Genomic DNA, 16,033 nt, shown 5'->3' with positions numbered 1-16,033 from the left:
ACGGGTACAGGTTATTTCTGGTATGGAATATTTCTTATGCAATATATGGTTTAGCGCTGGAAAAACTCAATCCATTCCTTTTCTGGTCCATAGATGAAGAAATATCGATAGCCGTTGGGCAGCGTAATGATCTCCCCGTCGATAAACTCGGCCTCCGTCGCCTGGATACGCTTATATTCTGCATCAAGGTCCTCCACGTGGATGGCGAAATGGTGCACCGTTCCTTCCGAAGGCAGTTTATCACTGTATCCCTGAATCAATTCAATCTCCGTTTCATCACTACCATTGAAGCCAAGGAAAGCGAGTTGAATGACACCGTTCGTGTGAGTTACCCGGTCTTTCAATTCGAGTCCTACAATCTCCGTATAGAAACGCAGTGTTGTCTCCAGATCACGTACAGCAATACCGATATGGTCAATACGCTTTTGAAAACCCATCATGAAAACCTCCCAAGTTCAGAAAATTGTTTCTTACATATTAAGGGATATGATAGATTCCTAATTCCGAGTTGTCAAATGAGATTTAATTTTAAATTGTTAGAATGTTCACTTATAGATATTCACGATATTTTTTACTCCAAAAATGGAATAACCTGCCGCAAACTATTTCCTGGGCAATCATGATGTAGACCATTGGACCGCATGAGTTTCAGTCTACATTACAATTATTGAAGCAAAAATGGCTCCAAAGCATACGCTGCGGAGCCACTTTTCATTATAGCTAAATTGGTAAATTTATAATTTAATACGAACGCAATGCGGTGATCAAACGGAAGCTGCACGTTGTCTGCTCTGCCACTGATAAGTAACAAGGCTGATCACAAGCAGACCCCCAGCAAATAGCGCAAGCATCCATGTGGATTGATTAACGTCCAGATGATCCAGACTCCAACCGGTAAGCAGAGGCAGAATGGCGCCGCCGACTCCGCCAGATGCAATCAGGATACTGGGGGTAGACTCTTCTGTTCCTGGCAGCATTTTGCTGGCAAAAACGAGAGCAATGGAGAAAACTCCGGAAAACGCCAGTCCAAGCAGGAGAATAATTAGAAAAGCAGACCAGATCTGGTTGGTGAACGGAAAAATAGCCATAAGCAGAACAGCTGCCAGACAGCTGTACAAAATGTACACGCGATACTGGAACTTTTCAGCGATATACCCGGCGAAGAGTCTTCCAACAGACATCGCGATTCAGAAGCAGGTAACACTGAGAGCTGCCCCAGCTTCCTTCATGTTCATTTTTTCAATCAGAATGGCTGGCATGAAATTGGCAAGACTCATCTCCGTGCCGACATAGAGAAAGAAAAATGCAACGAATAGGATCATCAGGGCCAGATTACGGCCTCGGTAGGTTGAACTGGTTGTTTTACTGCCTGATGAAGACACACTATCTGAAGCTTCCATCGCATGGGTGTGTCCAGCAGCGGCATCTGGCGGACGCCTGCTGAGTGCGGGATCCAGCTCCCCGAATGACATTCTGGCCCAGAAGAGAAAAGTCAGTGCTGAACAGACGGCAACGACGAGGAAGGACATGCGCCAGTACCCTGCCGAGATCAGACCGCTGGCGATAAGCGGCATGACCATGGCTCCGATACCGAATAATACTTCAAGCCTGCTCATTGCCACTGCGGTATTTTCTTTGATGGCAGCAATGATGATCGTACCGATTACGGCTTCGATCATACCGAATCCGAAACCGGCTGCGGGTGCAATGACGAACATAAAGCCCCAGGGAGGCAGCAGCATATAGGATAACTCTGCGATGCATAGCAGAGCTGCAGCGATAAGTAATCCGCCGCGTTTGCCAAAACGACGATTTAACGGAGGAGACAACAGTACACCGCCCAGGAATCCGGCAAATTGGGCAAAGATCAGTGTTCCTCCCTGACTGTAATCTTTGCCGTAATGTTCTAGTGCGACAGGCAGAATGGAACCGAGGACCACGTGTGCAAGTCCGATAAGAAAATAGGACAGACAGCCGATCCATAACAATTTTTTCATGGATAACTCCTTCTATACCTATGTGCAATTTGAGGTCAGCTACTTCGGTTCATGCGTCCGAGTGCAAACAAGTCTATCATAACAGCATGTGTAAGGATTTGGTAGGACTTGCAAAGTGGTTCATGGTTCGTATATACTGAGACACAACAATTACAGATCGGAACCATGCCGTTGAAGAGCATCCAACTCGGAGGCGTTATCGCCAGGGGAGCGAATCCATCCCCAAGTTAACCGGAACCGCCCGTTATCGCGGACCAAGAGGCTGGAACAGGGTATCCTGATTCGGCAAGTTGGGTGGCACCGCGAGCAGAGCGCTCCTCGTCCCAAGGGATGAGGGCGCTCTTTGCATTTTTTTAGCCAAAGGAGACGGTGACCATGTTGGACATGAAGTGGATTCGGGCCCATGCAGATGAAGTGCAGGCGGCGGCAGACGGGAAGAAAATTAATATTAGCATTCGTGCATTGCTGGAGCGGGATGAGGAGCGCAGAGCGCTTTTGCAGGAAACAGAAGAAGGACGCCGGATGCGGAACACCTTATCAGCGGATATCGGAAAATTGATGCAATCCGGGGACCGTGAACAGGCCGAAGGATTGAGAACTCAGGTGAAACAGCTGAACGAGAAGCTGGAAGAGGTCGAAGCGAAGCTTGCGGGCGTGCAGGAGGAAGTGACCCGGCTGCAATGGCTGGTGCCTAATGTCGTATCACCGGATACGCCGGTTGGAGCATCGGACGAGGATAATGTGGAGCTGCGACGTGTGGGGGAAACACCGACATTCGCTTACACAGCCAAGGACCATGTGGAGCTCGGGGAGCTTCATGATCTGATTGATATCCCGCGAGGGGTGAAGATCGGAGGGACACGAAGCTATGTGCTGAAAGGAGCAGGGCTGCTTCTGCACCGGGCGGTACAGCAGCTCGCACTTGATCTGCTGCTGCGCCAAGGGTTCACCCCTATGGAAGTGCCTCTAATGGTCAGAGAGGATGCACTTGAGAACACGGGGTTTTTCCCGACAGGACGCGATCAGGTCTATGAATTGGAAGGTGAGGACAAGTGGCTGGTTGGCACCTCCGAGGTACCGCTCGTATCGTATTATGCCGATGAGATTGTAGATGTACAGAAGCCGATTAAACTGGCTGCCGCATCCACCTGTTTCCGCAGTGAGGTGGGGTCAGGCGGACGGGATGTACGAGGTTTGTACCGGGTGCATCAGTTTGCGAAAGTCGAACAGGTCATTCTCTGTGCACCGGATGCAGAGGAATCGGAGCGCATGCTGCAGGAAATTACCGGACATGCAGAGGAATTGCTGCAGCTGCTTGAACTGCCTTATCGGGTCGTGGCGGTATGTACAGGCGACATGTCGCAGAAAACGTATAAACAATACGATATTGAGACATGGATGCCGAGCCGGGGAGCTTATGGGGAAACCCATTCGTCGTCAAACCTGCATGACTTTCAAGCACGTCGTTCGAATATTCGCTGCCGCAATGCCGAAGGTCAGCTAGCGTACTGCCATACGCTTAACAATACGGCCGTGGCATCGCCGCGGATCCTTATTCCATTATTGGAGAACCACCAACAGGAGGATGGAAGCATTCGCATTCCGGCAGCTCTGCGGCCTTATATGGGTGGGGCTGAATATTTGACATCGCCTCTTCAATGTGAAGAGTAACCGTAAAGTATAAGTTGGTAGCAAGACAGAAGCGGAACCATTTCCAAAAAGGTTCTGTTTCTGTCTTTTCAATGTGAATGTCGTATGGCTTTGGTAGGTTGAGGTGCATTGGAAAATTGTCGAATCTCACTTCTTTTGACCATCCTGGCGCTATAAAATTCATTATTATGCATCCAATCTCCGATATAATATAATAGAAGTAAAATATTGGATTATGGGAGATGGAAGATAGCAATGAAAAGAGTAAAACGAACACTTCGAGGAATGCTTGCACTGATCATGGTATGTGCCATCTTGGCTCCATCACACATTCTGGCGGCTACGGGTGACGTGACCTCCATTGAAATTACCAACAGCAGCCCGCAGAAGTTAAGTGTGTCACAGACGGTTGCGCTGAAGGTGATGGCAGAAGTTGAAGGGTTTGATAACAAACAGGATGTGACTGCAGGGGTTACGTGGTCTACGAGTAATGCAGCAGTTGCAACCATTGTGAAAGGTAAAGTAAAGGCCGTAGCAGCGGGTGAGGCAACGATTCATGCTGAAGTCGATGGGGCCAAGGCGCAGCTTGTTGTCCAGGTTTCCGAGAAAATTAAAAGCATCAAGGCATCGCCCAAATCCTATAGTTTTGTCAAAGGCAGTGAAAGTGCGCTGCCCAAAGTCAGCATTGTACGTGCGAGCGGCAAGGAAGAAGATGTAACATCAGAGATCGTGTGGAGCGTTTCGAATGCAGCAGCTGTCGTGGAAAACGGCAAGATCAAAGGTAATACGCCTGGCCGGGTGCTGTTGCAAGGCAAATACGGCTCGGAAACAGTTAAGGTGCCTGTCGCCATTACCGACATTATTACCAAAGTGGAAGTTACTCCTACTGCAATGCAGTTGAACATCAAGAAATCCAAGGCACTGAAGGTCATTGGTACATATGCCAACGGAAAAACAATTAATCTGTCGAAACAGGTGACATGGACTTCATCGAACAATGCAGTGGCAACCGTTAAAAACGGGACGGTCAAAACGCTAACTGAAGGAAATGCAACCTTGACAGGAACCTACCAAGATCAGACAATAAAGACAGAAGTTACGGTTGTTCCATTGCTCAAAAAGTTGATTACAGGTCAGAAGAAGCTGGTGTTATCCCCGCAGGGAAGCACAACGCTAACCGTTATGGCGCAGTATGATACAGGCAAAACAACGGTGGTTACCAACAATGCAGTCTGGAGCAGTACGAAGCCGGGCGTAGCTACGGTAACCAATGGCAAAGTGGTGGCTGTGGGTAAAGGCAAAACGAGCATAACCGCCAAGTGGAACAACAAGAAAGTGACGATCCCGGTAACGGTAAAATAAAGCTAATTTCATACCAGCGAGTGACCATAGCTTTTGACATCATAGAGACAGACAGCAGAGGGACGTAGAATATACGTCCCTTTTTAGATACAAAAATGCGAATGCACCGCAAATAAGTGGCTAAGCTGCGTGGGCCCAGAAACAAAAACGGAGAGGACGTGATCCGCATGAAGGCTACAATTATAAGTTCAAGCGGGGATCTGAAGGATTGGGCGTACCTTAGGTATCTTTTTCTTTCGATCATCTCGGTACTGTCGTTTCAGAAGTGCATTAAGGTTGAGGAAATGAAACAAAAGGCAAGTGAGATGTATAAAACAGGTTACCATCTGAGAACCAACTACAGATCATAGAATTGCTGTACAGATAGAGAACTGCGGTTTAGTTCCGATGGATCGTAAGCATTGGAGAAGGTGATGTTGATCAGAGGAAGACATATGTACTTTATTGCGGTAGTCATTACCATGGCAGCTGGGCTGGCATCCCGTCGCTATGGGGATATGCTGTCTGTTTTCTTACATGAACATGCGGGAGATGCCTTGTGGGCAGGCATGATCTATTTCGGATTTCGGATGGTTTGGATCAGGCGAAGTAAGGCTTGGGCTTTTCTATTAAGCTTCGTGTTTAGTTGGGGAATAGAATTCTCGCAAATGATTCAGATGCCATGGCTCAATGAGGTACGTTCAACCACGTTGGGTGCCTTGATTTTGGGACACGGTTTTCTTGTCATAGATCTCGTCAGATATACAGCAGGGATTCTGTGCACGTTCGTGATAGACCATTATTTCCTGAGCAATAGGAGGAGTTCGTATGAACATTGAAAAGTTATTCGCGGAGTCGCCAGAATTTGAAACAGAGCGGCTGCTGCTTAGACGTCTTACATTGGACGATACGGAGGATTACTATGCATTTGCTTCCGACCCCAGAGTGAGCGAGCAGAGTCTGTGGAACCGCCATGAGACGGTGGATGACTCCGTTCAATACATCCAACGGGCCTTGGACAATTATGAGAACAAATCTGTGTATCTATGGGGATTTGTTCGCAAAGACACGGGGCGCCTGATTGGCCGCGGGGGGATTTTTCATTTCAATGAGCTTATGCAGAGTGCTTCTTTGGGATATGCCATTGCAAGCAAGGAGTGGAATAAGGGGATTGCTGCTGAAGCGATGCAGCCCATCGTTCATTACTGCTTTCAAGAACTGGACTGCAATCGGCTGGAGGGCAGATGCAATGCTGGCAACATCGGTTCGGCGCGGGTCATGGAGAAACTGGGCATGTCGTATGAAGGCCTGCTTCGCAAGCAATTGAAGATCAAAGGCGTATTCACGGATCAAAAATTGTACTCCCGTATCCGGGATGATCTATAATACTTGCAATGATACACAGGATACATAGAAGAGATTGATAAGGAGGCGGCGCAATGATTTACAGCATTATTTCTCAATCGGTATGGGAACAGGTATCCAAGGAAAGCGTGTATGCACCGGATAGTCTGGAAACGGATGGATTCATTCATTGCTCTACCAAAGAGCAGATTCCATGGGTAGCTGCGCAATATTACGCAGGGCGTACGGATCTGCTGCTGCTGGGTATTGATGAAAAAACATTGAAGCCAGAACTCGTATATGAAGACCTGTATGAGTTAAATGAACTGTTTCCTCATATTTATGGGGAGCTTAATCTCGATGCGGTGAAAAAAGTGATTCCTTTTCCGCCGAATGAAGAAGGCGTACTGGTATTTCCCGAATAAAGCAAGCCTTGCACTCACTATGGATATAGAAAGGTGTTGGCCAATTGGATATGAATATGAATCAGGTATTTCTGGAGACAGCCGAGAAGCAATTTCTGTACTATAAGCAGCTTGGAGAGAAGGCCATGGAGCAGCTGGAGACGGAGCAATTATTTCAGGCATGGCATGAGGATACCAACAGCATTGCCGTTATTGTGAAGCATCTGTGGGGCAATATGTTATCCCGCTGGACGGATGTGCTCACAAGCGATGGTGAAAAGCCTTGGCGGGCGCGAGACGCGGAATTCGTCAATGACATCTCCACACGAGAAGAGCTGATGGGCAAGTGGGAGGAAGGCTGGAACTGCCTGCTGAGTGCCATTCGTTCTTTTGCACCGGAACAACTCTCACAGATCATATACATTCGCAATGAAGGTCATACCGTCATGGAGGCTATTACACGGCAATTGGCGCATTATCCGTATCATGTGGGACAGATTATTTATGCAGCCAAAATGCTGAAAGAAACACCATGGGCCAGCCTTTCTATACCAAGAAATGGATCAGCAGTATACAACGGCAGCAAGTTTGCCAAACCAAAAGAACGCAAACATTTTACCGCAGATGAGTTAGACACGGATTGAATGATCGGCAGCATGAATAACGCCTACTATAGAACAAAGTGAGGGACACGATGACACAGTTTGCATTAATACGTCACGGAAGCACGGCATGGAATAAGGAGAAACGGTCTCAGGGACAGACGGATAATCCACTGGATCAGGAAGGGAGAGAACAGGCGGTTTTGCTTGCGGAAAGGCTGAGTTCGGAATCGTGGGATGCCATCTATGCGAGTGATCTGGGGCGTGCACATGAGACGGCGAAGATTATCAGTGAACGGCTGGGTATTCGTGAGATTCATCTGGACCCAAGGCTGCGTGAGATGGGCGGCGGTCAGGTGGAAGGAACAACGGAGGCAGAACGTATAGCCAAATGGGGCCCAGAATGGAGCACTCTTGAGCTGGGACGAGAAGCTGCTGAAGCTGGGACGTTGCGTGGCAGTGCTGCGATCGAGGATATATGCAAAGAGCATCCTAATGGGAAAGTGATTGTGGTTAGTCATGGGGCCATTCTGCGTAATACCCTCCGCGGATTGGTACCCGCGCTTGATGTTAGTACGAAGTTGTCCAATACCTCAATTACCCGAATAGAAAAGAAAGCCGGGTCCTGGGCCTGCGACTTATACAATTGCAGTGTGCATTTGAATTCGAAATAGAACATGATCAATCCTAACTTACCAATAGGGGGAGATGGCGTGAGCAAAATCAAGTATGAATGGACAGAAGAGATGCTGTCTCCACTGGGTGAGGCTGGGGTAATGATTCGTTGCGGAGATGCAATATCGGGTGAAGTTCACCGCAGAGTGATCTCGGTTTGTGCTTGGGTGGAGGGAAATTCCTTTCCGGGTTTGGTGGAGTTGGTTCCATCATTCGCGTCGGTTGCACTGTTTTATGATCCAATAGTTGTTGCAGAATCGGCTCGATCGGCTTTAGGAAAAGGAACACATAGAGTTTCTCCATATCAACAGGTGTGCAGGATGATATTGTCCCGGTTAGAGATGCTGGAGGATTCCGTACATAATCAATTCAGAACCATAGTAATCCCCGTGTGCTACGGAGGTCCATTCGGGCCTGATCTGGAGTATGTTGCGAGTGAAAACGAACTGACCCCAGATGAGGTTGTTGCGATTCATACATCCGGGGAATACCTGGTCCACATGATTGGATTTGCCCCGGGGTTCCCCTACCTTGGCGGATTACCCAAGCGGATTGCGACACCCCGAAGAGCAACTCCGAGGCTGAGAGTGGAAGCTGGGACCGTCGGAATCGGCGGCGAGCAAACCGGAATATACCCGGTAGCCACGCCTGGTGGTTGGCACTGCATCGGACGAACACCTCTGAAGCTGTTTCGTCCTGAACATGATCTGCCGAGCCTGCTTCAGGCAGGGGATCGGGTCCGGTTTGAAGCGATAACGGAGCAGGAGTACATGGAGTGGAAGGAGGGCGAAGGATGAAAATGGAGGTCATTCGCCCAGGCCTGTTGTCTACAGTTCAGGATGAAGGAAGGTACGGATATCGACGGCATGGGGTACAGCCGGGTGGAGTCATGGATACATTTGCAGCAAGAACAGCCAATATGCTGATGAATAATCGCCGTAATGCAGCTGTGATGGAAATAACCATGACGGGTCCTGAGCTTCGATTTCATGAAAATAGCCTCATCGCTCTATGTGGTGCAGATCTGTCGGCGACCGTGAATGATCAGCCTGTTCCCCTGTGGCGTCCGGTCGCGTTAATGGCGGGAAGTGTATTGAAATTTGGGCGATGTCGATCCGGATTGAGAGCATATCTGTCCATTGCTGGTGGGATAGAGGTAAATGAGGTCATGGGGAGCCGAAGCACGGACCTGAAAACAGGTATTGGTGGCTTGGAAGGCAGAGCTTTGCGGGCAGGAGATATATTATCTGCTGCGGAGGCTTCTTGGGAAGCACGAGCCATGCTCCAGCAATTGCTGGAACAAGCGGAGCTGGAGAAATCACAAATGAAGGGGCCAAGATGGCACTTATCCAGTAGAGAATGGCCTTTATATCAGAGGGATCCAGTAATCCGTGTGATGTCGGGTGCGGATACCTCCAAGTTTACTAGGGAAAGCCTGGAACGACTGTATAGTGAACAATATGTGATTGCTCCTCAGTCGGATCGGATGGGATATCGATTGGAGGGCTCAAGGCTGGAGCTTGAGCAACCCATGAGTCGGTTATCGGAAGCTGTAACCTATGGCACAGTACAGGTCCCTGCAGATGGTCAGCCCATCATCCTGATGGCAGATCATCAGACCATTGGAGGATATCCTGTGATTGCACAGGTCGCCAGGGTGGATTTACCGGTATTGGCTCAGGCAAGGCCTGGGACTCGGGTGGCTTTTCAGCCAATTACACATGAAGAAGCGCAGCAGTTGTTCCTGGAGCAGGAACGCGGATTACAGCTGAGCGCTGCGTTCATCCGCAGAAGATTGACCGAAACGGGGGATCGCCAATGAAGACGGTAGATATTAATTGTGATCTGGGCGAAAGTTACGGTATATACCGAATGCCGTGGGATGAGGCGGTTTTGCCGCTGATCACTTCGGCCAACATTGCTTGCGGATTTCATGCAGGCGATCCGGCCACGATGCGATCCACGGTGGAAAAGGCGATGGAGCATCAGATTGCAATTGGAGCACATCCGGGATTGCCGGATATGCAGGGTTTTGGCAGGAGAAGCATGGATATAACCCCGCAGGAAGCCTATGACATGGTCGTATACCAGATTGGGGCACTGGATGCCTTCGTACGCGCATACGGTGGATGCATGCATCATGTGAAGCCGCATGGCGCGTTATACAATATGGCCGCGGAGAATATGAGGCTTGCTGAAGCCATTGCTCAGGCGGTTTACAACGTAAGGCCAGAACTATACCTGTATGGTCTTGCAGGCAGCGCGCTGATTGAGGCGGCGGACCGTACCGGTCTGCGCAGCGTAAGTGAAGTGTTTGCTGATCGGACTTACGGTTCGGACGGTAAATTGACGCCCCGCAGTCATGCCGGAGCAGTCATTGGTCAGCCAGAACAAGCGCTGGCTCAAGTGCTGCGCATGGTGAATGAAGGTGTCGTTGTGTCCACGGAAGGCATAGCGGTTCCCCTTAAAGCGGAAACCATATGCATACATGGTGATGGGGAGCATGCCCTATCTTTTGCAAGAGAAATCCGCAGATTACTTGAAGCTGAAGGGGTAACTCTATCGGCTGCAGGTCATGCTTGAGATTGGTTCGGTATCGAAACCGACCGAGATCAATACATATGAATGAATTGGAGTCGATAAACAGATGAAACCGATACGAAATTCCGCGAAGGCGGTCATCGTACAGAATGGAAGGCTGCTCGTCATCCGTTTGGAGGATCAATACGGTGCAGCTTATGTTTTTCCAGGTGGAGGCCAGGAGAAGGGTGAAGAATTGAAGGATGCGGTCGCCCGCGAATGCTTGGAGGAGATCGGACAGGCGGTGACCGTGGGAGACTTACTTCATATCCGGGAATACATCGGGAAGAATCATGAGTTTGCCGAATGGGATGCTGACATTCACCAGGTCGAATTTTATTTTGAATGCAGTCTGAAGGATATGAATGCTACAGTATTTGAAGGCACCAACCCCGATGACAATCAGGTCGCGGTCGAATGGATCGCCCTTGAGGAACTGGCTTCCGTCCGTTTGTATCCCCAAACGATTGGCGAAATGCTGCTGAAACATGAACCATCGCGAATTTATCTTGGGGATATGAACTGATAACCTTTCCAATATTGTCACGTTTACGAACGGATTCATGGATTCACCATAGGTGGGGTGGGTACACTATAAGTACAGGCTTTTATGTCACAACAAACTTATAAATAAGCAGGCCGATGTTTACTCGATAACATCAAAAAATGTCCTTAAGATGGGTATTTAATGAGGTGTCCTGTAAGCCTATGGCTTAGCTATCTCTGTTTTGAAGAGCTGTGGGAGCAGTGAAGGGGACGGAATCGATTCTGAAGAAGCGTCAGCGGTCACGTTTGTCTCTGAATTATAACCTTACAACAATAAAATTAAGAAAATTTAGAGACAACAGTGATCGGAAGAACGATCCGTAACCGTAACGACTGCCCATATGTACTTCAAAACTACCCCCAAACCGAAAGGAGCATGTCCCATGAATAAGTCAGAACTCGAACAAAACATTGTTAAGGCATTGGAAAACAACCCTTTTTGCAGCTTCTCAACTGTGGAAAATGGTAAACCGAAATCCCGCTATATGGCGCTTTTCAATGATGGCATGAATATTCACTTGGCGACGAACCGCCGCACGCATAAGGTGGAGGAGCTGGAGAACAACCCGAATGTCAGTCTTTTGCTCGGCTATGAGGCGGGTGGCTCCAAAGAAGTGGTTGAGATCGAAGGAACCTGTGAAGTGACCAAAAATGAAAACCTGCGCGAAGAAGTGTGGAATGATGAACTGAAAGCATGGTTTGACGGACCGAATGATCCGAATTATGTCATTTTGGATATTACACCAGTACGTATTGAGTATACAGGCAAGGACCATGAGCATCAGGTGTGGGAACAATAAAATAACCGAATGAAGTGCTCTCTGGCAGCACTGAATCATCGGATATATCCTGATGGACATATAAACCGTGAGGCCGCAGGGCTTCGCGGTTTTTTGCTGGCTAATGAGCAGGGGGAAATGGATACATATGTGATTGTTATGTAATATACGTATTTAACACATCTCGTAAACTATATATTAACAAAAAAAGAGAGAATAATGTCGAAATTCCGCATGATTATGTAAAGTCAAACTTTTATGTGCGGATAATGTAAAAAATAATGCTTTTCAACCACGCTTCATTGCGTTATGATTTGGAATGTAAACGATACGCACAGATATGAATAGATGTTCATGTGAGATAAACTAACCTGAATTCAGCTGGTGAAGACCTTGATTTCAGCACGCACAACCCATGAAATCTATGCTATTTCTGCGCTTTTCGTTTGCACACTATGGCATGATTCAATGTACATAACCGGGAGGGGTTATTTTGAAAAAGAACAAAAAAGTATTATCAAGCCTGACTGCCGCATTGGTTGCATTAAACGTGCTTGCAGTATTTCCGGTACCAGTATCGGCTGCAGATGCTGCCAAAGTAAAATTGCGGATCATGGAAACCACGGACATTCATGACAATCTGCTTAACTACGACTACTACTCCGATAAAGAGACCGATCAATATGGACTCGCCAAAACAGCTACGCTGATCAAAAAAGCCCGTGAAGAAGCGAAAAACAGCCTGTTGTTCGACAATGGTGACCTGATTCAGGGTAACCCGCTCGGAGACTATGTAGCCAAAATCGATCCACTTCAAAAGGGTGAGACTCACCCTGTATATAAAGCAATGAACCTGCTCGATTATGATGCCGGTAACATCGGAAACCACGAGTTTAACTATGGTCTGGATTTCCTGGACATGACGCTGGAGGGTGCCAACTTCCCTTATATTAATGCGAATGTCTATGTCGATGACGGCGATGATGATGAAACGAACGACAAGAATTACTTCACACCTTATGAAATTTTGGACAAAAAAGTAACGGATGAGAGCGGTAAAGAGCACACGATCAAAGTGGGTGTTATTGGATTCGTACCGCCACAAATCATGCAGTGGGACAGTGCTAATCTGGAAGGCAAGGTCATTGCCAAGGATATTATTGCTACGGCCAAGAAATTCATTCCGCAAATGAAGGCTGAAGGTGCAGACATTATCGTTGCCATTCCTCACTCCGGTTTTGAAGATATCCCTCAAACGGATCTGATGGAAAACTCGGTGCTGTACCTGAGCCAGGTAGAAGGCATTAATGCGATTCTGTTTGGACATGCCCACAAGGTATTTCCAAGTGCTGATTTTGAAGGCAAAAAGGGAGTAGATCTTGAAAAAGGCACCATCAATGGCGTTCCAGCGGTGGAGCCAGGCTTCTGGGGTGATCATCTCGGAATCATTGATCTTGATCTGGAGCTGGTGGATGGCAAGTGGAAAGTGGTAGATTCCGCGACAGAAGCACGTCCAATCTATGACACTGCGAACAAAAAGCCATTGGTTGACGCAGATCAGGAGATCATCGACGCGGTTCATGAAGAGCACGAGGGTACGCTTGAGTATGTACGTGGTCCGGTCGGAGAGACAACGGCTCCAATCAACAGCTTCTTCGCGTTGGTTCAGGATGATCCATCCATTCAGATCGTGACGAATGCTCAGAAATGGTACGTGGAGAAACACATGCAAGGAACCGAGTATGAAGATATCCCGGTATTGTCTGCAGGAGCTCCATTTAAAGCAGGCGGTCGTTCAGGTGCTTCGTACTATACGAATATCCCTGCAGGCACCATCGCAATCAAAAACGTAGCGGATCTGTACGTATACCCGAATACGGTACATGCTGTTCTGGTTAACGGTGCTGAAATCAAAGAATGGCTGGAATGGTCTGCAGGCCAGTTCAATCAGATCGACCCGGCTAAGGGTGGACAGCAGCAGCTGATCAACATGGATTTCCCAACGTACAACTTTGATGTTATCGATGGTGTAACGTATCAAATCGATGTGACTCAGCCTGCCAAATACGATTCCAAAGCAACCGTGGTGAATGCATCGGCTAGCCGGATCAAGGATCTGAGCTTCAATGGCAAACCGATCGATCCGGAGCAAAAGTTTATCGTGGCAACGAATAACTATCGTGCTTCTTCGTCCAAACTGGCCAACCCGGATGGTAAACGTATCGTTTTGGCAGCACCGGATGAGAACCGTCAAGTCATCATTGACTATATCCGTGATAACAAAACAATCAATCCGGCAGCGGATGGCAACTGGTCACTGGCACCAATTAAGCCTTCTGCAAGTGTAACTGCAGCAGCACTGAACGATCTTGAAGTGGTGTTTGCGTCTTCTCCGGATGCCAAAGCGCTGGTTGAAGCTAACCCGGCAATGTCGTTCATTGGTACGAATGACGAAGGTTTTGCCGAGTATGGCTTGAAATTGACTGGAGAAGCAGCGGTGACTCCTGAACCGGGAACGAAGCCTGCTCCAGCACCAACACCTGCCCCAACACCAAAACCAGAACCGCAACCTGAGAAACCAGCAAGCGGCAAAGTGGTATATGTGGTGAAAAAAGGGGACAACCTGTACCGCATCGGCTTGAAATATGGTGTGGACTGGCGCAAGCTTGCCACAGCCAACAAAATTTCAAATGTACATCAATTGAAAGTTGGACAGAAAATCGTAATTCCCGCTTCTTAATATATAGCGGATACTGAAGGCCGACAGTCAACAGACTGGCGGTCTTTTTTACTGCAAAAATGTTTAAGACTATAGCAAAAACGTTCATACCGGAAGTCATCAAAACACTAGAGATTAATTTTATGACCCATGCTATAATATTTACAAACTTTGGGTATATACCTTTTTACATTAATTGAAATAGAAACATAAACCGGCAAGGGGGTTCTACATGAATTGCAGTGGCTGCAGTCCAATCTATCCAATTGAGGATCAAGGTACTCTGTATCTGCGTCCCGTTTTCCCCGTTTTGCTGGAATTGCTGAGAACGTTGGGTGTGCATGTTGAATATTCGGATGAAGCGATATGGATGAACTATACGAATGCCGAATCTGTACAAAACTGGCTGGAAGCCATACAGAAGCTCGAAGTCATCCGTCCGGAATCCATTACAGTACAGGTAACTCCAATTCATGAACAGGTGGATCAAGCAGGCTGGATTAGTCTTCAGATGATGAAATCTCGATTCAAGCATGCAGATCTGGTATCGATTATTTTGAACAATCAATTCAGCAGTCATATGCAGCCTATTGTTGATGCCAATGAACAGATTGTCGGATTCGAGTTTTTGCTTCGACCTTCCGAAAATGGCAAGACGTTTAGCCCGTATAACTTGTTTGAGGTTGCCCGGGACACGGGTTTACATTCCTTTTTGGATCGGACCGCAAGAATCACAGCAATCGAAACAAGTGCAGCTTTTTTGCCTCATGGTGTTAAGCGCTTTGTGAATTTTCTGCCCTCCTCTATATACAATCCTGAATTTTGCCTGACCCATACGTTTGAAGCGATTGAGCGCTTGGAGCTGGATCCCAAGGATTTTGTGTTTGAAGTTGTGGAAACGGAACAGATCCAGCATATGTCCATTCTCCAGCATATTTTTTCGGTGTATCGTTCCCATGGAATGTCGGTAGCACTGGATGATGTTGGGGCAGGGTATTCGACCATCGAATTAATGAATCGGCTGGAGCCTGATTTTGTTAAAATTGATCGCAGTCTGATTGATCAGTGTGATCGTGACCCGGTGAAACAACAGCAAATTATGGATATTGTGCAGATGTCACGCCGATTCGGGGGACGTGTGCTTGCTGAAGGCATCGAACGCATGGAGGAATTCGATTTTTGTCGCTCCATAGGGATCGAGCTGGCTCAGGGATACTACTTTGGCAAACCGTCGCCCAAGCCGCCACAGGGCCCATACCGTCAAACATCCGCCTAGATAAATGCCTTTTTAATGTGTACATATAAACAAGTCACTTCCAATTAGCGGAGTGGCTTGTTTGACATGTCATGTAAATTATTGTAATCAAATAAATTTGAACTTAATCCGATATATAAG

The 16,033-nt window shown here is 47.7% G+C and carries 18 protein-coding genes; 15 read left to right on the top strand and 3 right to left on the bottom strand.

The window, feature by feature from the left end; translation table 11 throughout:
• Positions 1–50: 50 nt before the first annotated feature.
• The 3 genes from GUA98_RS23250 to GUA98_RS23245 all read right to left on the bottom strand — a co-directional run bounded on the left by GUA98_RS23250 (position 51) and on the right by GUA98_RS23245 (position 1,997).
• Positions 51–437, bottom strand: a complete 387-nt coding sequence (locus tag GUA98_RS23250) for a VOC family protein (RefSeq protein ID WP_095361587.1) — start codon at positions 435–437, stop codon at positions 51–53.
• A gap of 327 nt (positions 438–764) precedes the next feature.
• Positions 765–1,181 (bottom strand): MFS transporter, encoded by a 417-nt coding sequence (locus GUA98_RS29775; RefSeq protein WP_227780022.1) that lies wholly within the window; start codon positions 1,179–1,181, stop codon positions 765–767.
• 6 nt (positions 1,182–1,187) lie between these two features.
• A complete protein-coding gene (locus tag GUA98_RS23245) occupies positions 1,188–1,997 on the bottom strand; it encodes an MFS transporter (protein ID WP_227780020.1) in 810 nt (269 codons plus the stop codon).
• A 375-nt stretch (positions 1,998–2,372) separates the two neighbouring features.
• Here GUA98_RS23245 and serS point away from each other — a divergent pair, with 375 nt between their 5' ends.
• The 15 genes from serS (at position 2,373) to GUA98_RS23175 (ending at position 15,913) form a co-directional block, all read left to right on the top strand.
• Positions 2,373–3,668 carry a serine--tRNA ligase gene (serS, locus tag GUA98_RS23240; protein ID WP_193724538.1) on the top strand — a complete coding sequence of 432 codons (1,296 nt, stop codon included), beginning with the start codon at positions 2,373–2,375 and terminating at the stop codon, positions 3,666–3,668.
• A 234-nt stretch (positions 3,669–3,902) separates the two neighbouring features.
• Positions 3,903–5,009, top strand: coding sequence for an Ig-like domain-containing protein (locus GUA98_RS23235; RefSeq protein ID WP_193724537.1), 1,107 nt, complete (start codon positions 3,903–3,905; stop codon positions 5,007–5,009).
• Between the two features lie 434 nt (positions 5,010–5,443).
• Positions 5,444–5,827 carry a DUF2809 domain-containing protein gene (locus GUA98_RS23230; protein ID WP_227780018.1) on the top strand — a complete coding sequence of 128 codons (384 nt, stop codon included), beginning with the start codon at positions 5,444–5,446 and terminating at the stop codon, positions 5,825–5,827.
• A complete protein-coding gene (locus tag GUA98_RS23225) occupies positions 5,817–6,374 on the top strand; it encodes a GNAT family N-acetyltransferase (protein ID WP_193724535.1) in 558 nt (185 codons plus the stop codon). The genes GUA98_RS23230 and GUA98_RS23225 overlap by 11 nt, the downstream gene beginning before the upstream one ends.
• Before the next feature lie 53 nt (positions 6,375–6,427).
• A complete protein-coding gene (locus tag GUA98_RS23220; RefSeq protein WP_127539142.1) occupies positions 6,428–6,757 on the top strand; it encodes a DUF952 domain-containing protein in 330 nt (109 codons plus the stop codon).
• A gap of 50 nt (positions 6,758–6,807) precedes the next feature.
• The gene (locus tag GUA98_RS23215) at positions 6,808–7,380 is read left to right on the top strand and encodes a DUF1572 family protein (RefSeq protein WP_193724606.1); all 573 of its coding nucleotides are present in this window, start codon (positions 6,808–6,810) and stop codon (positions 7,378–7,380) included.
• 50 nt (positions 7,381–7,430) lie between these two features.
• Positions 7,431–8,012: a histidine phosphatase family protein gene (locus GUA98_RS23210; protein WP_193724534.1), complete on the top strand. Its 582-nt coding sequence runs from the start codon at positions 7,431–7,433 to the stop codon at positions 8,010–8,012.
• A gap of 72 nt (positions 8,013–8,084) precedes the next feature.
• The gene (pxpB, locus tag GUA98_RS23205; protein WP_193724605.1) at positions 8,085–8,810 is read left to right on the top strand and encodes a 5-oxoprolinase subunit PxpB; all 726 of its coding nucleotides are present in this window, start codon (positions 8,085–8,087) and stop codon (positions 8,808–8,810) included.
• A complete protein-coding gene (locus GUA98_RS23200; protein WP_193724533.1) occupies positions 8,807–9,835 on the top strand; it encodes a biotin-dependent carboxyltransferase family protein in 1,029 nt (342 codons plus the stop codon). Before pxpB ends, GUA98_RS23200 begins: the two co-directional genes overlap by 4 nt.
• Positions 9,832–10,596, top strand: a complete 765-nt coding sequence (locus GUA98_RS23195; RefSeq protein WP_193724532.1) for a LamB/YcsF family protein — start codon at positions 9,832–9,834, stop codon at positions 10,594–10,596. The genes GUA98_RS23200 and GUA98_RS23195 overlap by 4 nt, the downstream gene beginning before the upstream one ends.
• Before the next feature lie 64 nt (positions 10,597–10,660).
• Entirely contained in the window at positions 10,661–11,119 is a 459-nt protein-coding gene (locus GUA98_RS23190) for an NUDIX domain-containing protein (RefSeq protein WP_193724531.1), read from the top strand.
• Positions 11,120–11,522: 403 nt separating this feature from the next.
• The gene (locus GUA98_RS23185; protein ID WP_153976677.1) at positions 11,523–11,939 is read left to right on the top strand and encodes a pyridoxamine 5'-phosphate oxidase family protein; all 417 of its coding nucleotides are present in this window, start codon (positions 11,523–11,525) and stop codon (positions 11,937–11,939) included.
• A 9-nt stretch (positions 11,940–11,948) separates the two neighbouring features.
• Positions 11,949–12,083: a hypothetical protein gene (locus GUA98_RS30050; RefSeq protein WP_265333655.1), complete on the top strand. Its 135-nt coding sequence runs from the start codon at positions 11,949–11,951 to the stop codon at positions 12,081–12,083.
• Positions 12,084–12,411: 328 nt separating this feature from the next.
• On the top strand, positions 12,412–14,658 hold the full coding sequence (locus GUA98_RS23180; protein WP_193724530.1) for a bifunctional 2',3'-cyclic-nucleotide 2'-phosphodiesterase/3'-nucleotidase: 2,247 nt from the start codon (positions 12,412–12,414) through the stop codon (positions 14,656–14,658).
• A 211-nt stretch (positions 14,659–14,869) separates the two neighbouring features.
• A complete protein-coding gene (locus tag GUA98_RS23175; RefSeq protein WP_193724529.1) occupies positions 14,870–15,913 on the top strand; it encodes an EAL domain-containing protein in 1,044 nt (347 codons plus the stop codon).
• The last annotated feature ends 120 nt before the right edge of the window (positions 15,914–16,033 follow it).

The organism is Paenibacillus sp. P13VS, assembly GCF_015143645.1.
Classification (GTDB): domain Bacteria; phylum Bacillota; class Bacilli; order Paenibacillales; family Paenibacillaceae; genus Paenibacillus; species Paenibacillus xylanilyticus_A.
This window is presented reverse-complemented; position numbering and strand designations above follow the sequence as displayed.